Here is a 15,470-nt window from a genome sequence, read left to right as displayed (position 1 = left end):
CCTTCCGCTCAACATCACCGATGTCCCTCGCTTCGCTTCCCCTTCCGCTGCGCTTTGCCTTGCGCGAATTGCGCGCCGGCATCCGCGGTTTCGGTATTTTCCTGGCCTGCCTCGCCCTGGGCGTCATGGCGATCGCCGGGGTCGACGCCATCTCCAGCGCCCTGTCGGACGGGCTGCGCAGCCAGGGCCGGGTGATCAATGGCGGGGACATCGAGTTCACGCTGGTGGGGCGCGAAGCTAGCCCCGAGGAGCTCGCCTTCATCGGAAAGCAGGGCCGGCTCTCGATCGCGGCGAGCACCAGGGCCATGGCGCGCACGCCGGACGGCCAGACCGCCCTGGTCGAAATCAAGGCGGTCGACCCGGCCTATCCCCTGCTCGGCGCGGTGGAGTTCGGCCAGGGCAGGGCACTGTCCGCCACCATCGGCAGCCAGGGCAGCCGGGCGGATGCCGCGGCCGATGCCGCCCTGTTTGCCCGGCTCGGCCTGCAACCCGGCGCTACCGTCACCATCGGCAATTTGACGGTGACCCTGGCCGATCGCCTCATCGGCGAGCCGGACAAGATCGCCGGCGGCATTTCCTTCGGTCCCCGCCTGATGATCACTCTGGACGCGCTGCGCGAGAGCGGGCTGATCCAGCCGGGGTCGCTGATCCGCTGGCGCTATCGCCTGGTCCTGCCGCCCGATGTCTCGCCGGATGCCGTTCGCCAGAGGGCGAATCAGGCCTTCCCCCAGGCCGGTTGGGAGGTGAGAACCCGCGACGACGCCTCTCCGGAGCTTCGGCGCGGCATCGAGCGCTTCACCATGTTCATCACGCTGGTCGGGCTGACGGCCCTGTTGGTGGGCGGCGTCGGCGTCGCCAATGCCGTCAGGGCTTTCGTCGAACGCCAGCGCGACAGCATCGCCACGCTGAAGACGCTGGGAGCCGGCGCCAATCTTGTCACCGGCATCTATCTCACCCAGACCCTGCTCCTGGCCGCCCTCGGCATCGTCATCGGCCTTGCCGCCGGCGCCGCCCTGCCCTTCATCCTGGCCTATGGCTTTGCCGATTACCTGCCCTTGCCGATCACGCCGGTGCTCAATCCGGCGGGCCTGGCGCTCGCCGCCCTTTACGGCCTGCTCACGGCGCTGGCTTTCTCGCTGCTGCCGCTGGGGCGGGCGAGGGATATCTCCGTATCGGCCCTGTTCCGCGATGCCATCGCCCCGACACGGCGCTGGCCGGCCCCCATCGTGCTGATCCTGGCCGGCCTGGCCGTCGCCGCCCTGGTCGCCCTGGCGCTGTTCTTCGCCGCCGATCGCAAGGTGGCCCTGGTCTATGTCGCCTCCGCGCTCGGCGCCTTCGTCCTCCTGCGCGTGGTGGCAAGCCTCCTGATGGCGCTCGCCCGCCGGCTGCCCCGCCCGCACTCGACGCCGCTGCGCCTGGCCGTCACCAACATTCACCGCCCCGGCGCCGCCACCCCTTCCGTTGTGCTGTCGCTCGGGCTCGGACTCTGCCTTTTGGTGGCGCTCACCCTGGTCGACGGCAATATCCGCCACCAGCTCTCCGCCGCCATTCCCGACAAGGCGCCGAGCTTCTTCTTCGTCGACATCCGCCGCGCCGACGCACCTCGCTTCGATGCCTTCCTCAAGCAGGCCGCCCCGCAGGCGACCAGCGAGCGCGTTCCCATGCTGCGTGGCCGCATCGTCAGCGTAAAGGACGTGCCGGCCGAGAAGATCAAGCCGCCGCCGAACATCGCCTGGGTGCTGAGCGGGGATCGCGGCGTCACCTTCACCGACGCGGTGCCGGCCGGCTCGCGCGTGGTCGAGGGCCAGTGGTGGGCTCCCGATTATGCCGGCCCGCCATTGGTATCGCTCGAGCAGGAGGTCGCGCACGGGCTTGGCCTCGCTGTCGGGGATGACATCACCGTCAATGTGCTCGGCCGCAACATCACCGCCAAGGTGGGCGCCCTGCGCAAGCTCGAATGGCAGAATTTCGGCATCAATTTCGTGCTGGTCTATTCGCCGAACACTTTCAAGGGCGCGCCGGTGACCGACATCGCCACCCTCACCTTCCCGCATGGGGCGGATGATGCCGTCGAACTCGGCCTGCTCAAGCAGGTAGCCGACGCCTTTCCGATGGTGACGGCCGTGCGCATCAAGGATGCCCTGCAGAGCTTCGCCGATCTTGCCGGCCAGCTCGCCATGGCGATCCGGGCTGCCGCCGCCATTGCCCTCGTCGCCTCGATCCTGGTGCTGGCGGGTGCGCTGGCCGCCGGGCAGAGCAGCCGGCTCTACGACGCCGTCATCCTCAAGGTCCTGGGTGCCACGCGTGGACGCATCCTCTTCGCCTTCATCCTCGAATACGGGCTGCTCGGCCTTGCCACCGGCCTGTTCGGCGTGGTCGCCGGCACCGCTTGCGCCTGGCTGATCGTGACCTATCTGATGAATTTCAGCTTCACCTTCCTGGCCGGGCCGGCTTTCGGGGCCGCCTTCGGCGCCCTGGCGCTGACCATCCTGTTCGGGCTGGCGGGCACCTGGCGCATCCTGCGCCAGAAACCGGCCACGCATCTGCGAAGCCTATAGGCCCGGATGCCAGGCGCTTGGAATGACAAGCGTTTCAGCCGAAGTTCAGGCGATGAAGATCGACCACCCCACGGTGGCATGCCGGCAACATTGCAAGCAATTCACTTAACTGTTTCAATGGAAAGCACTACATAAGAACAAGCTTTTTGCGGCATGTGCCGCATCTGGAGAGACACATGGCTTTCAATGATCCTCGTTTCTCGGCCGGCACCGTCAGCGACGTCCGCGCCGGAGCACCGGCGATCGATCAGGGCCTGCGCGCGTTCATGCTCGCGGTCTACAACCACATGACCCTCGGCGTGGCCATTACCGGCCTGGTGGCGCTCGGCGCCTACATGGCATCGGGAATTGTGGTCAACGAGGCGGGCAAGATCGTCGAGCTGAACTCGTTCGGCATGTTCCTGTTCAACTCCCCCTTCAAGTGGGTCGTCGCTTTCGCCCCCCTTGGCATGGTGTTCTGGATGAACATGGGAACGGAAGGTCGCTCGGTTCAAACGACGCGCGTTCTGTTCTACGTGTTCTCGGCGCTCATGGGCCTGTCGCTGTCGACGATCTTCCTCGTCTACACGCATGGCTCGATCGCTCGCGTCTTCTTCATCTCGGCCGCCAGCTTCGGTGCCCTGAGCCTCTATGGCTACACCACCAAGCGTAACCTGTCGGCCTTCGGCGCCTTCCTGATGATGGGCTTGGTCGGCCTGCTGCTCGCCAGCCTGGTCAACCTGTTCTTCCCCTCGGGCATGCTGACCTTCATCATCAGCGTCGCCGGCGTGGGTATCTTCGCGGGCCTGACCGCCTACGACACCCAGATGCTGAAGTCGCTCTATGTGGAGAATGCGCACAGCTTCAGCCGTGACGAAGGCGAGAAGCTCGCCGTCCATGGCGCGCTGACCCTCTATCTCGACTTCATCAACCTCTTCATCATGCTGCTGCGCCTGCTCGGCGACCGCCGCTGATCCCTGAAGAGCTTCTTGACGCGTTGCGCCGGCCGGGGTTTCCCCGGCCGGTTTTGTTTGGAGCGGCGTATCCGGGTGCACGGGCGTCCCGCCCGCCCGTCCCTTCCCGCGAACGCAGTATTTCCAAGAACGGGCAGGATGCCGATGCCCCCGGAAGTGCTACCCTCAGTCGAGCTCGCGCAGGGCCCGGCGGATGATCTTGCCCGACGAAGTCAGCGGCAGGGCGTCGACATAGGCGATCACCCGCGGATACTCGTGGGCGGACAGGCGCTCGCGCACGAAGAGCTGCAGGTCGGCGGTCATGGCGTCCGATGCCGCGAAGCCCGGCTTGAGCACCACGAAGGCCTTGACGATCTCGGTCCGCAAGGTATCGGGCATGCCGACGACGGCCGCCATGGCGACGGCGGCATGGCGCATCAGGCAGTCCTCGATCTCGCCGGGGCCGATGCGATAGCCGGCCGAGGTGATGATGTCGTCCCCGCGGCCGACGAAATGCACATAGCCGTCGGTGTCGCGGCGCGCCTTGTCGCCGGTCATCAGCCAGCCATCACGATATTTCGCCGCGGTGGCGGTGGCATTGCCCCAATAGCCCAGGAACATCACTGGATCGGGCGCGCGCACCGCAATCTCGCCGATTTCGTCCGTCGGGCTCTCCCGGCCCTCTTCGTCGACCACCGCCACGCGATGGCCGGGCACGGGCTTGCCGATGGCGCCGGGCCTGGACACGCCGAGCTCGTGGCACGAGCCGAGCACGAGATTGCATTCGGTCTGGCCGTAGAGCTCGTTGACCGGAAAGCCAAAAGCGGCTTCGGCCCAGCCATAGGTGCCCGGCCCCAGCGTCTCGCCGGCCGACATGATCGAGCGCAGATGGGTGCGGTAGACCTGGCCGGGCCGATGCGCCGCCTGCAGCATGCGCAGGGCCGTCGGCGGCAGGAAGGCATTGCGGACCTTGAAGTCCCAGAGCAATCCCAGCACCTCGTCCACCGAGAACTTGGCATGCAGGCCGGCCACCACCGGCACGCCCAGCGCCAGGCTGGGCAGCAGCACGTTGAGCAGGCCGCCCGCCCAGGCCCAGTCGGCCGGCGTCCACATCACGTCGTCGGGCTGACCCAGGCCCGGATGGGCAAAGTGCAGGCCCGGAATATGGCCGAGTACCACGCGATGGCCATGCACGGCACCCTTGGGTTGTCCCGTGGTGCCGGAGGTATAGATCATCATCGCCGGGTCGTCGGGGGTCGAGGCGACCGGTGCAAGGTCCCCCGTGGCCCCGGCGATCAGACTATGGAAGTCGAGCGCCCCGCCGCCTGCCCCGTCGACGCTGATCACCGTCTCCAGATCCGGCAGTCTCGCCTCGATCTCGCCGAGCTTGGCGAGCCCGCTTTCGTCGAGCAGCACGGCCTTGGCGCCGGAATCACGCAGGCGGAAGCTCAGCGCGTCCGGGCCGAACAATACGGCAAGCGGCAGGGAGATGGCGCCGAGCTTGGCCACGGCGAGATGGGCGATCACCACTGCCGGCGACTGCGGCAGCAGGATCGCGACCCGGTCGCCCTTGCGGATACCCAGACGTTTCAGCGCCAGGGCGAAGCGGTCTGAGGCCTCGCGCAGGGCGCCATAGCTGATGCGCTCGCTGCCGCCGCCGGGAAGCCGGCGCAGGATGGCCAGCCGGTCCGGATCGCGCCTGGCCCAGACGTCGCAGACATCCACGCCGATATTGTAGCGAGCCGGCAGCTCCCAGCGAAAATCGCGCGCGGCGATGTCGTAGTCTTGCTTGTCCAGCTCGTTCATGCCGCACTCACCCCCCGAACAGGCCGCCGAAGAGGCCTCCGGAGCTTTTCACGCGCGTAGGCCGGCGTACCACGCGTACCACCGCACCGGCCCCAAAGGCCTGCGCCTCTTCCGGCCGACTGGGTTCGCCGGCGACCGCCATGGCCCAATAGACCCGCTCGCCGGCCCTGGCAATGGCGATGCCGAAGCGGGTGGCGCCCGGCATCAGCAGATTCTCGTCATGCTCGGGCGAGTTCTTCCACTGCTTCATGGCATCGAGCTCGGTGTAGGTGCCATAGGAGACGTTCTCACCGATCTTGGAATCGTCGAGCCCGGCCGATTTGACCCGGGAAAAAAAGCTCCCGCCGACCGAATGGGAAAGCTGGTTGGCCGAGGCCATGGCATTGGCCTGGTTCTGGGCGAAGGCCGTCAGACGCGAATCGAGCGCCACCGCGGTGAGGCCCTTGCTCTGGCGGTATTGGGTCAGCCAGTCCCGGGCCTGTGCCGGATTGAAGGATACGGGCCGGCGTTGATAGGAAACGGTTTCGGGCTTTTGCGTGAGGGCGCAGCCGCCCAATCCCAAGGTAACGCCCAAGACAAGAAAAGCGGCCGCAGCCACCCTCATGCGCAACATCGAGTTCTCCACGGTCAGGATCCCGCCGCAGCCGGCGGGGTTGAAGGCTTGGCGGCCGGCTCCGAGGCAGGAGCCTCCGCCTCGGGCTTGTCGCCCTGCAGTTTGGCGGTCATCGCTGCCTGCAGCTCGGGCTCGAACAGGATCACCCGCTGCGGGGGCGCCGCGGCGCCCTGGCCCTGCAGGCGGATGCCCTTGGCCTTGAAATTCTTGAAGATACGGGCGAGCAGGTCGCTCTTCACCGCGACCTGCGTCTCCATGCTGGCGACCATCACGATGAGTTCGAATTCGAGCCCCGCATCCATCGAGGTCATGTAGACCTGGGGCCTCGGCGTCGGCAGGATACGCGGATCGTCTTCCGGCGCGGCCAGCATGGCCGCCTTCACCGCATCGATGTCGCTGTCGTAGAGCACGGTCAGGGCGATGCGCAGCCGGCTCCAGGTATTGCCATAGACCCAGTTCTTCACCGAGCCGGTGATCAGGGTCGAGTTGGGGATGATCAGCGTGGCGCGATCATAGGTTTCCAGCGTGGTCGAGCGCACGCTGATGCGGCGGACATAGCCTTCCTCGCCGGCCGCGGCGATGATGTCACCGACCCGGATCGGTCTTTCGGCCAGGAGGATCAGGCCGGAGACGAAATTGCCGGCGATACCCTGCAGGCCGAGACCGAGGCCGACGGACAGACCGCCGGCGACGATGCCGATATTCTGCCAGCTCAGGCCGATCTCGGACAGCCCCGCCGAAATGGCGAGGATGAAGCCGAGATAGCCGACGATGGTGGCGATCGAGTTCTGAACACCCGAATCGAGAGAAGTGCGGGGCAACAGCGTATTGCCGAGCCAGCCCCTGATCAGGCGCATCACCGCCCAGATGACGATGAACAGTATCACGCCGCTGATGATCGACGAGGGCGAGATCGTCAGCTCGCCGATCTTGAAGCCGAAATAGGCCCGCTGGATCGCCGGCGCCATATCGGTCGAATAAAGGCCGAAGGGCAGGCCGAGGCTGCCGACCGCGAAGGCGATGATCAGAAAGCGCAGGACACCGGAAAGCAGTGTCGCCCCGAAGGTGACCTGCTTGGAGGTGACGCCGATGGTGCTCGCCACCGCGCGACGGCGGTCGACATCCGAGATCAGCCGCTCGGTCAGGGCCGAATCGACCAGCGTGGTGAGCAGATAGCTTGCAGCCACCACGCACAGGACGAGCAACGGGAAGATCGCCGCCGCCACGGCGAGCGTGCTGTAGCCGATGGCAAGGCACACGGCCATCACCAGCACGGCGAGCCAGCCCATCGGCCGGAGAATGTCGAGCCCCGTCAGATCCTCGTCAGGCGGCAGCGCACGCCCGTCCACCACCGTCGGCGGTGCGTTGCGAATGCGGATGAGCAGGGAGACGATGATGGCGAGATAGAGGACGGCCGAAATCGTTTCGCGAGCAACGCTGAGAGAAGGATCGGCGTGGAGATGCTCGATGATGCCGTTCAGGAGAATGGACAGGCCCAGCGCCACCGCGAGCCATCCCATGCGCCGCCCGATGCGGCGGACGGCCCAGTCGCTCAGGGGCAACAGCCGCAGTTCGGCATGGCCCTCGGCCAGCACCGCCTGCGCCAGGGCCCACAGGCCGAAGCCGATCGAGGAGGCGACGATCAGGTTCGAGCCGTATTCGGCGAGCACCCTCTCCGGCAGGAGCCCGGAAAAACCGAAAGCCAGCACCGTCACGGCGATCCCGACCGGCACGCCGAGCATGATGTGGACAATGCCGAGCACGGCATCGAGCGAGGCGACATAGCGCCGCGAGGCTCGCTTGCTGCGGGGCAGGCGGGCGCGCCAGCGCAGGATGCGCAGGCGCAGGAACTGCGTGACGGCATAGCCCGCGGCGATGGTCAGCAGGAAGATCGCGATGCTGGTGGAATTGACCTTCGACACCAGATAGCTGCTGTGATCCGAGAAGGCGTTCCTCGCCAGCTCCCCTGCCCTCGGCAGGTTTTTCAGGACCGGAATCCAGAACTCGGCCGAAAAGGGACTGCTACCGCTTTTGAGCAGGCGGCCCGTGAGTTGTTCGCGCTGCAGCTCGATGATGCTGGTGGAGAAGCCCGCCGCTCTCGAAGACTGATCTCCCGCCCGCTTGATCACATCCTTCAGCTGTTGTTGCAGATCGTTCTGTGTCGCGCGCGTCTCGGCGATATCGGCGCTTTCCGACGGGTCGGGCTCACCGAGCTGCGCCAGTCTCGCCTTGGACTGATCCAGCAGGGGCGAGACCTTCGCCTGCAGTGCCGACAGATTGGTGACGGCCGTATCGACCGCACCACGCAGCTCATCCAGGGTCTTCGAGGCCTTCTCCTGGTCGGCGGGGAAGCTGGTCAGAGCCGCTTCCACGTCATCGAGGGACTTTTGTTCCTTGGCCAGCGCGTTGTTGAAGGGGCGCACGACGATGGTGTTGCCGAGCTGGTCGGCGCGCGAGATCTGCTTTTGCGTTTCGGCGGCCACGTCGTTCAGCTTGGCGAGCAGCTCCGTAGCGGCCTTGCGGGCATCGGTCGTGGCCTTGGCCTCAGGCGGGTCGACCGGCTTGGGTTGCGGGGGAAAGGCGTCGAGCGCCGCCTTGGCCTTGTCGCGGGCCGGGATGATGCTGCCGAGCAGCGCGGCGAGATCGACACGCCTCTTGCTGACCGTCTCGCGCAGATCCTGCAGGGACTTCAGTGCCTCGTCGCCGCTGTCGGTAATGGTCGCGAGCTGGGTGGCGATGTCGTCGAGGGATTTCTTGTCGAGGGCCAGCCCCGCCTGGAAACCGGTCAGCGCCTCGGCGTCCTGCGCCTTCGCTGCCATCGGGGCGGCTACAAGCGTAAGGAGCAGGCTGTACAGCAGCAGGAAACGGGAAAGCGAACGAAACATGGCGCGAAACTAGAGCGATTTACGCTTCGGTGGAATGATCAAGACGCGCAAACACGCATCGAACGAGGGATCGGAGCAAAGAACGTTTCACTGTTTACGCTCTGCTCTAGAGGCTGTTGCGGCCTGATGGAAGAATTTGCGGGCGGCATTATGGCGCATAGCCCTCTTTAGGTACCAAAATCATTCCCCGAGGCCCTCAACTCGAAAATCTCGAGGAAATGGGGGCTGGTCGTGCAGACCGGAAATCCCGGAATTGCTCACGCTCCGCTCGTCTCGGCCAGGTCGATGAAACCCGGCTCGTCCAGCACCAGGAAGCGATCATGGTCGAGGGTGCGGAAGCCGTGCCGCCGGTAGAAGCGCAGTCCCGCCTCGTTCCCGGCATCGAGGTCGAGGCGCATGAAGCGGGCGCCGCGCCGACGCCCGCGGCGGGCCGCCTCCGCCAGCAGGCGGATGCCGATGCGATCATTGCGCCATGGCGGCGCGACATAAAGATCGACCACGAAAACGCCATTGGCGCCGCGCCAGGTCGAGAAGCTGTCCTGGTGGACGAGATAGCCGGCCAGGCCGCCTTCGGTCGCCTCGGCCACGACGATGCCGATGCGCGGCGCCTCCCCGAAGGCCTCGGCGCGCAGGATGTCACCCGTCGTGCCGGCCGTCACGCCGAACAAGGCGGCAAGCTCGCCCACCATCGCCGCGACGGCATCGCAATCCCCCGGCGCGGCGGAGCGGATCAGCATCAGCGCGGCCGGACGCCGATGATGGCACGCGCCTCGTCCGGGGTGGCGATGGCCAGGCCCAGTTCCTCCAGGATGGTGCGGATCTTGGTGACCTGCTGGGCATTGGAGGTGGAGAGCTCGCCCTTGCCGATCCACAGATTGTCTTCCAGCCCGACGCGGACATGGCCGCCCATCACCGCCGCCATGGTCCCGAGCGGCATCTGGTTGCGGCCGGCCGCCAGCATCGACCACTGATAGTCCTTGCCGAACAACTTGTCGGCCGTGCGGCGCATGTCGACCACGCTGTCGGGATTGGCGCCGATGCCGCCGAGAATGCCGAGTACGGTCTGCACGAAGAGCGGCGGCGTCACCAGCTTGCGGTCGAGGAAATGGGCGAGCGTATAGAGATGGCCGATATCATAGCATTCGAACTCGAAGCGCGTGCCGAGCGGGCCCATGGTGGTGAGGATGTGCTCGATATCGGCCAGCGTGTTCTTGAACATGCCGCCGCGCGTCGCCTCCAGATAGGGGACTTCCCAATCGTGCTTCCATTCCCGCGGCCGGTCCAGCATCGGATAGAGCCCGAAATTCATGGTGCCGAGATTGAGCGAGCACATTTCCGGCTGAAGGCTCGCCGGCCCTTTCAGGCGTTCCTCGATGCTCATGCGGGCGGAGCCGCCGGTGGTGATGTTGATAATGGCGTTGGTGGCCTCGCGGATGCGGGGCACGAATTGCTCGAAGACGGTCACGTCGGGCGTCGGCGCCCCCGTCTTGGGATCGCGCGCATGCAGATGCAGAACGGCCGCCCCGGCTTCCGCCGCCCCGATGGCCGAGGCGGCGATCTCGTCCGGCGTCACCGGCAGATGCGGCGACATGGAGGGCGTATGGATCGAGCCGGTGATCGCGCAGGAAATGATGACTTTGTTGGCCATGGCGGCTCCTATGGTGAGTGTTTTGGTATCAACATGCATCGAAATCGACTTATCCGTCATTACGAGCGTCGCGCAGCAATCCCGGAGACCGGAGCATCGCGCTCTCTAATCTCTGAATTGCTGCGCGACGCCCGCAATGACGAAACCGCACCGCTACGCTCCGATATCCGCCAGCGCCTGCCGCAGGGAGACGGCAAAGCGCCCGGCAATCTCGCTCAGTTCGCCGTCAGTGGCGTTGTAGGGGGGCGCCAGGATCACGGTATCGCCCTTGATGCCGTCGACATTGCCGCCGGAAGGGTAGCAGATCAGCCCATTGGCAAAGGCCCGCGCGCGGATCTTGAGGAACAGCGCCTTCTCGGCCGGGAAAGGTTCCTTGCTGTCGCGATCGGCAACGATCTCGATGCCGGTGAAGAAGCCGCGCCCCCGGATGTCGCCGACATAGGGAATGCCATGGAGGGCATCGGCCAAAGTGCGCTTGAACTCCTCGCCCTTCACCGCGACGCGCTGAACCAGCCCCTCGCGCTCGACGATGCGCTGCACGGCGACCCCGGCCGCGCAGGCGGTGGTATGGCCGGTGAAGGTGTGTCCGGTTTGCGGCCCGCCGTCGACCGCGTTGATCGGCTCGGCCACCCTGTCGGAATAGACGGCCGCCCCCAGCGGCAGATAGCCCCCGCCCAAACCCTTGGCCACCGTCATGATGTCGGGAAAGACGCCGTCATGCTCGAGCGCCCGCCAGGTGCCGCAGCGCCCGGCCCCGCACATCACCTCGTCGGCGATCATCAAAACGCCATGGCGGTCGCAGATCTCGCGCACCTTCCTGGCATAGCCCGGCGGCGCCGGCACCACCCCGCCGGCCGCGCCCACCACCGGCTCGAACACGAAGGCGGCGACCTTGTCGGGGCCGAGTTCCAGGATCTTGTCTTCGAGTTCTTGGGCGCAGGCCGCCCCGACATCTTCCGGCGCCACACCGGCGGGCGGGCGATAGATGTTGGCGGGAGATAGGCGCGGCACATCGACGAGTGCGCCCTCGAAGGAGAGGCGGCGCTCGCGGAAACCCGAAAGCGCCAGCGCGCCCAGCGTGTTGCCGTGCCACGAGCGTTCGCGCGAAATGAAGCGCCGCCGGCTCATCTCGCCACGGGCCGCGAAATATTGCAAGGCGAGCTTCAGGGCTGATTCGACCGCCTCCGAACCGCCGGAGACGAACACCATCTGCCTGAGCGTACCACCGCAGAGCCGGCCGACGCGCTCAGTCAGTTCCTCCAGGGGGTCGGAGGTGAAATTGTAGCGATAGCCATGGGCGATGCGGTCGAGCTGGTCCTTGATCGCCTGGTTGACCTCCTCATTGCCATGGCCGAGACAATAGACAGCGGGGCCGCCCGAACCGTCGAGATAGTGCTTGCCGTCGACATCGGTGAGCACGAGGCCCTTGCCCCAGGCGATCTTCGGCAAGCCCGCCGCCGCTACCGAGGTCGATTCCGCGACGTCGCCCGCCATTGCCGTCTCCATTCCCGGTATCGAGCACCGAGCTCCGGCGCATTGTTTGGCAGGATTTATGGGAGGTCGGATCGCCGGGCGTCAAGCGTGACATCTTTACCCTCCCCTGGAGGGGGAGGGTCGGTCCGCAGGGCCGGGGTGGGGTGAGAATATGCAGACCGTGATGATAGCGACTTTCATTTTTATAAAGAAATCACCCCACCCCGAGGCTCTGCCTCGCCCCTCCCACTCCAGGGGAGGATAAAATGTCCGCGCTCCCAGCATCTTGATCTTACCCCGCAATCCACGCATGGTCCGCTCTTTCGCCGGCTTTGGCGGCTTTGGGGCGCGTACATGAATATCGATATTGCCAAGAGGGTGTATGATCGGACCTGGAAGCTCGATCCGATCGTCCGCAGCCTCCTGGACACGGACTTCTACAAGCTCCTGATGCTGCAGCCCATCCATGCCCGGCATGAGAATGTGCGCACCACCTTCACCGTGATCAACCGCACCAAGTCGATCAATCTCGCCGCGGTGATCGACGAGAAGGAACTGCGCGACCAGCTCGACCATGCCCGAACGCTGCGCTTCGGCAAGCGCGAGCTGATCTGGCTGCGCGGCAATACCTTCTATGGCAAGCAGCAGATCTTCCGGCCCGAATTCCTCGACTGGCTCGCCGATTTCAGCCTGCCGGAGTATGATCTGCGCATCGAGAACGGCGACTATGTGCTCGAATTCGACGCGCCCTGGAGCCAGGCCACCATGTGGGAGGTGCCGGCCCTCGCCATCATCAACGAGCTGAAATCGCGGGCCGCCACCCGCTCCATGGGCCGCTTCGAGCTCGACATCCTCTATGCCCGCGCCAAGGCCAAGCTGTGGGATAAGATCGAGCGATTGAAGAAGCTGGACGGCCTGAGGATTTCCGATTTCGGCACCAGGCGGCGCCATTCCTTCCTATGGCAGAGCTGGTGCGTGGAGGCGATGAAGGAGGGGTTGGGCAACGCCTTCGTCGGCACCTCCAACGTGCTGCTCGCCATGAACAACGATCTGGAATCGATCGGCACCAATGCCCATGAGCTGCCCATGGTCTATGCGGCGCTGTGCGAGGAGGACGGTTGCCTGCGCGAGTCGCCCTACAAGGTGCTGGAGATGTGGCGCGACTTCTATGACGGCAATCTGCTGATCGTGCTGCCCGACACCTTCGGCACCGCCGCCTTCCTGGCGCGCGCCCCGGACTGGGTGGCCGACTGGACCGGCATGCGCCCCGATTCCAAGCCGATCCAGCAGGCCGGCGAAGAGATCATCGCCTGGTACAAGGCGCGAGGCCGCGATCCCGCCAAGAAGCTGATCATCTTCTCCGACGGCCTCGACATCGATTCGATCGAGACCGCCCATCGGAATTTCAACGGCCGCATGCGCCCCTCCTATGGCTGGGGCACCAATCTCACCAACGACTTCCGCGGCTGCGGCTCGCATCCGATCCCGCTGCTCGATCCGATCTCGCTGGTGTGCAAGATCACCTCGGTCAACGGCAAGCCGGCGGTGAAGCTTTCGGACAACCTCGCCAAGGCCACCGGCGGCAAGGAGGCGATCGATCGCTACCTGAAGGTGTTCGGCGAGGAAGGGCGCGGGGTGCAGGCGGTGAGCGTATGAGAAAATCGGTCGGCTGCCTTGCTCTTCTGGCCTTCGACTCAGCACGTTCGCGCCGAACACGGCGTGGGCGGGGATCTCGCCTTCAAGACGTTCAGTCTTATTGAAAGCCGCTCGGCGGTCTTGGCTGCCGGGCTCCACCGCTGCTCGACAGATGAGGGATTATTAGATAAAGTTGCGTAATATTATTGAATGAACTGGCACTCTATGCCGCAAATTCGCAACGCCCCCGAGATTGTCGACGGCCGAACGATCCGTGGCCTGGTGGAAGCACGGGCCTTGCGCGGCGCGACTATCCTCGGCCAACCTGGCGGCTGGGCCGTGCTCGTGCGCTATGGCGATACCGAGCGCGCCGTGGCGGCACAGCGCGCGCGCAAGGCACGGTTATGGCGCAATCTCAACACGGCCGCTTCCTATGTCAGCGAAGAGCTCGGCCTGTCGCGTTTCGAGGTCGACAGTACCGATCATCAGCCCGACGCCATCGAACGCAAGCGCCCCGACAGCGCCGAACGCCTGCGCAAGCAGCATGAGGCGGCGGCCTATGACGCCTGGTTCCGCGCCATGGCGCAGGAAGGCATCGAAGCTGCGGATCGCAGCGACTTCGTACCGGAAGACGAAGTCGCCAGGCGCTTTGCCCGCATGCTGGGTAGCTGATGCAGGTACGATGGACGACGCCAGCTCTTTCAGACATCGAACATATCCACGCCTGGCACAAACCGCATAGCGAACATGACGCCGCCAAGCTCGTCTCTCGCCTTCGCGAACGCGCCGAGAGTCTCGCCGCCCTGCCGAAGCAGGGGCGGCCCGGGCGCGTCGCCGGGACGCGCGAGCTGACGGTCAGCGGTACAAGCTACCTGATCCTCTATCGCTTGCGGGGCGACTATGTCGACCTGCTCCGCGTGCTTCACACGCGGCAGCAATGGCCGCTCAAATCGTAGCGATTCCAGGGCGGCTACCCCTCCTCCGCGGCGACAGCCCGCCGCCCCAACGGCCGCTTCAGCAGTTGCGCCGCGATCACCCCGGTCAGCACCAGCCCGCCGCCGATGACGTGGTGGGAGCGGATCGGCTCGCCCAGCATGACGATGGCGGCGAGCGCTGTGAACACCGGCAGCAGGTTGAGGAAGATGGCGCAGCGGCTGGGGCCGAGCTGTTCGACGCCGCGGATCCACAGGACCGGCAGCACCACCGAGGCGGCGCAGCCGGCATAGGCGATCAGCGGCAGGGTTTCCGGGTTGAGAGCCCTGAGCGGCGCCGGCGTCGCCAGCAAGGCCGGGAACATCACCGCCAGCGAGCACAGCGCCTGCATATAGGTCGACTGCCAGCCCGACACCGGCAGGTTCCAGCGCTTCAGCAGCACCGAATAGAGCGCATAGACCAGGCCCGCCAGCAGCATCAGGGCATCGCCCGGATGCACGCCGTCCCGGACGAGGCTGCCGAGATCGCCGGCACTGACGAGATAGACGATGCCGACGATCGAGAGGATGCCGCCGCCGACCATGCCGAAGGTCGGCCGCTCGCCCAGCATCGCGGCGCTCAAGGCCACCGTCAGCAGGGGCGACAGCGCGGTGAACACCGCCATGTTGGTCGCGGTGGTCGAGCCGGCGGCGAGATAGGACAGGCTCTGGAACAGGCACATGGCCAGGAAGCCGAGCACGGCGAACTCGCCGAGATGGCGCCACAGCACGGCCCGGTTGCGCCAGGCCGGCAGGCCGACGAAGAGGCTCATCAGGCCGATGGCAAGCACCAGGCGATAGAAGGTGATGGCCTGCGGCCCGATCGCATGGGCCGACAGCCTGGAGACGATGACGTTGCCGGCCCACAGGACGATGGCAAGGAAGGGATAGAGCAAGGCTAGGGGTTTGGAGGAGAAGGGTTTGGAAGGCATTGCACACCCGTGACGTT

The 15,470-nt window shown here is 65.8% G+C and carries 12 protein-coding genes; 5 read left to right on the top strand and 7 right to left on the bottom strand.

The window, feature by feature from the left end; translation table 11 throughout:
- Nucleotides 1-20 precede the first annotated feature (20 nt).
- Entirely contained in the window at nucleotides 21-2,558 is a 2,538-nt protein-coding gene (locus C5L14_RS06780; protein ID WP_105861252.1) for an ABC transporter permease, read from the top strand.
- Nucleotides 2,559-2,734: 176 nt separating this feature from the next.
- Complete coding sequence (locus tag C5L14_RS06775) at nucleotides 2,735-3,511, top strand: Bax inhibitor-1/YccA family protein (RefSeq protein ID WP_105861251.1); 777 nt, start codon at nucleotides 2,735-2,737, stop codon at nucleotides 3,509-3,511.
- Between the two features lie 165 nt (nucleotides 3,512-3,676).
- Here the strand turns inward: C5L14_RS06775 and C5L14_RS06770 are convergent, their stop codons facing one another.
- The 6 genes from C5L14_RS06770 to C5L14_RS06745 all read right to left on the bottom strand — a co-directional run bounded on the left by C5L14_RS06770 (nucleotide 3,677) and on the right by C5L14_RS06745 (nucleotide 11,936).
- Nucleotides 3,677-5,296 (bottom strand): AMP-binding protein, encoded by a 1,620-nt coding sequence (locus C5L14_RS06770; protein ID WP_105861250.1) that lies wholly within the window; start codon nucleotides 5,294-5,296, stop codon nucleotides 3,677-3,679.
- Nucleotides 5,297-5,303: 7 nt separating this feature from the next.
- Nucleotides 5,304-5,909: a CAP domain-containing protein gene (locus C5L14_RS06765; RefSeq protein WP_105861249.1), complete on the bottom strand. Its 606-nt coding sequence runs from the start codon at nucleotides 5,907-5,909 to the stop codon at nucleotides 5,304-5,306.
- A gap of 14 nt (nucleotides 5,910-5,923) precedes the next feature.
- Entirely contained in the window at nucleotides 5,924-8,794 is a 2,871-nt protein-coding gene (locus C5L14_RS06760; protein ID WP_105861248.1) for a DUF3772 domain-containing protein, read from the bottom strand.
- Between the two features lie 257 nt (nucleotides 8,795-9,051).
- The gene (locus C5L14_RS06755; RefSeq protein WP_105861247.1) at nucleotides 9,052-9,531 is read right to left on the bottom strand and encodes a GNAT family N-acetyltransferase; all 480 of its coding nucleotides are present in this window, start codon (nucleotides 9,529-9,531) and stop codon (nucleotides 9,052-9,054) included.
- Nucleotides 9,531-10,442, bottom strand: a complete 912-nt coding sequence (locus C5L14_RS06750) for a 3-keto-5-aminohexanoate cleavage protein (protein ID WP_105861246.1) — start codon at nucleotides 10,440-10,442, stop codon at nucleotides 9,531-9,533. Before C5L14_RS06750 ends, C5L14_RS06755 begins: the two co-directional genes overlap by 1 nt.
- A 153-nt stretch (nucleotides 10,443-10,595) precedes the next feature.
- On the bottom strand, nucleotides 10,596-11,936 hold the full coding sequence (locus tag C5L14_RS06745; protein WP_105861245.1) for an aspartate aminotransferase family protein: 1,341 nt from the start codon (nucleotides 11,934-11,936) through the stop codon (nucleotides 10,596-10,598).
- 333 nt (nucleotides 11,937-12,269) lie between these two features.
- Here C5L14_RS06745 and C5L14_RS06740 point away from each other — a divergent pair, with 333 nt between their 5' ends.
- From C5L14_RS06740 to C5L14_RS06730, 3 genes are all read left to right on the top strand, one after another.
- Nucleotides 12,270-13,571, top strand: a complete 1,302-nt coding sequence (locus C5L14_RS06740; RefSeq protein WP_105861244.1) for a nicotinate phosphoribosyltransferase — start codon at nucleotides 12,270-12,272, stop codon at nucleotides 13,569-13,571.
- A 204-nt stretch (nucleotides 13,572-13,775) separates the two neighbouring features.
- Complete coding sequence (locus tag C5L14_RS06735; protein WP_245197321.1) at nucleotides 13,776-14,222, top strand: hypothetical protein; 447 nt, start codon at nucleotides 13,776-13,778, stop codon at nucleotides 14,220-14,222.
- Nucleotides 14,222-14,506: a type II toxin-antitoxin system RelE/ParE family toxin gene (locus C5L14_RS06730; protein WP_105861243.1), complete on the top strand. Its 285-nt coding sequence runs from the start codon at nucleotides 14,222-14,224 to the stop codon at nucleotides 14,504-14,506. The genes C5L14_RS06735 and C5L14_RS06730 overlap by 1 nt, the downstream gene beginning before the upstream one ends.
- Nucleotides 14,507-14,520: 14 nt before the next feature.
- On the opposite strand, the gene C5L14_RS06725 is transcribed toward C5L14_RS06730, so the two are convergent.
- Complete coding sequence (locus tag C5L14_RS06725; RefSeq protein ID WP_105861242.1) at nucleotides 14,521-15,453, bottom strand: DMT family transporter; 933 nt, start codon at nucleotides 15,451-15,453, stop codon at nucleotides 14,521-14,523.
- Nucleotides 15,454-15,470 lie beyond the last annotated feature (17 nt).

Source organism: Labrys okinawensis, assembly GCF_002982075.1.
Lineage (GTDB): Bacteria > Pseudomonadota > Alphaproteobacteria > Rhizobiales > Labraceae > Labrys > Labrys okinawensis_A.
This window is presented reverse-complemented; position numbering and strand designations above follow the sequence as displayed.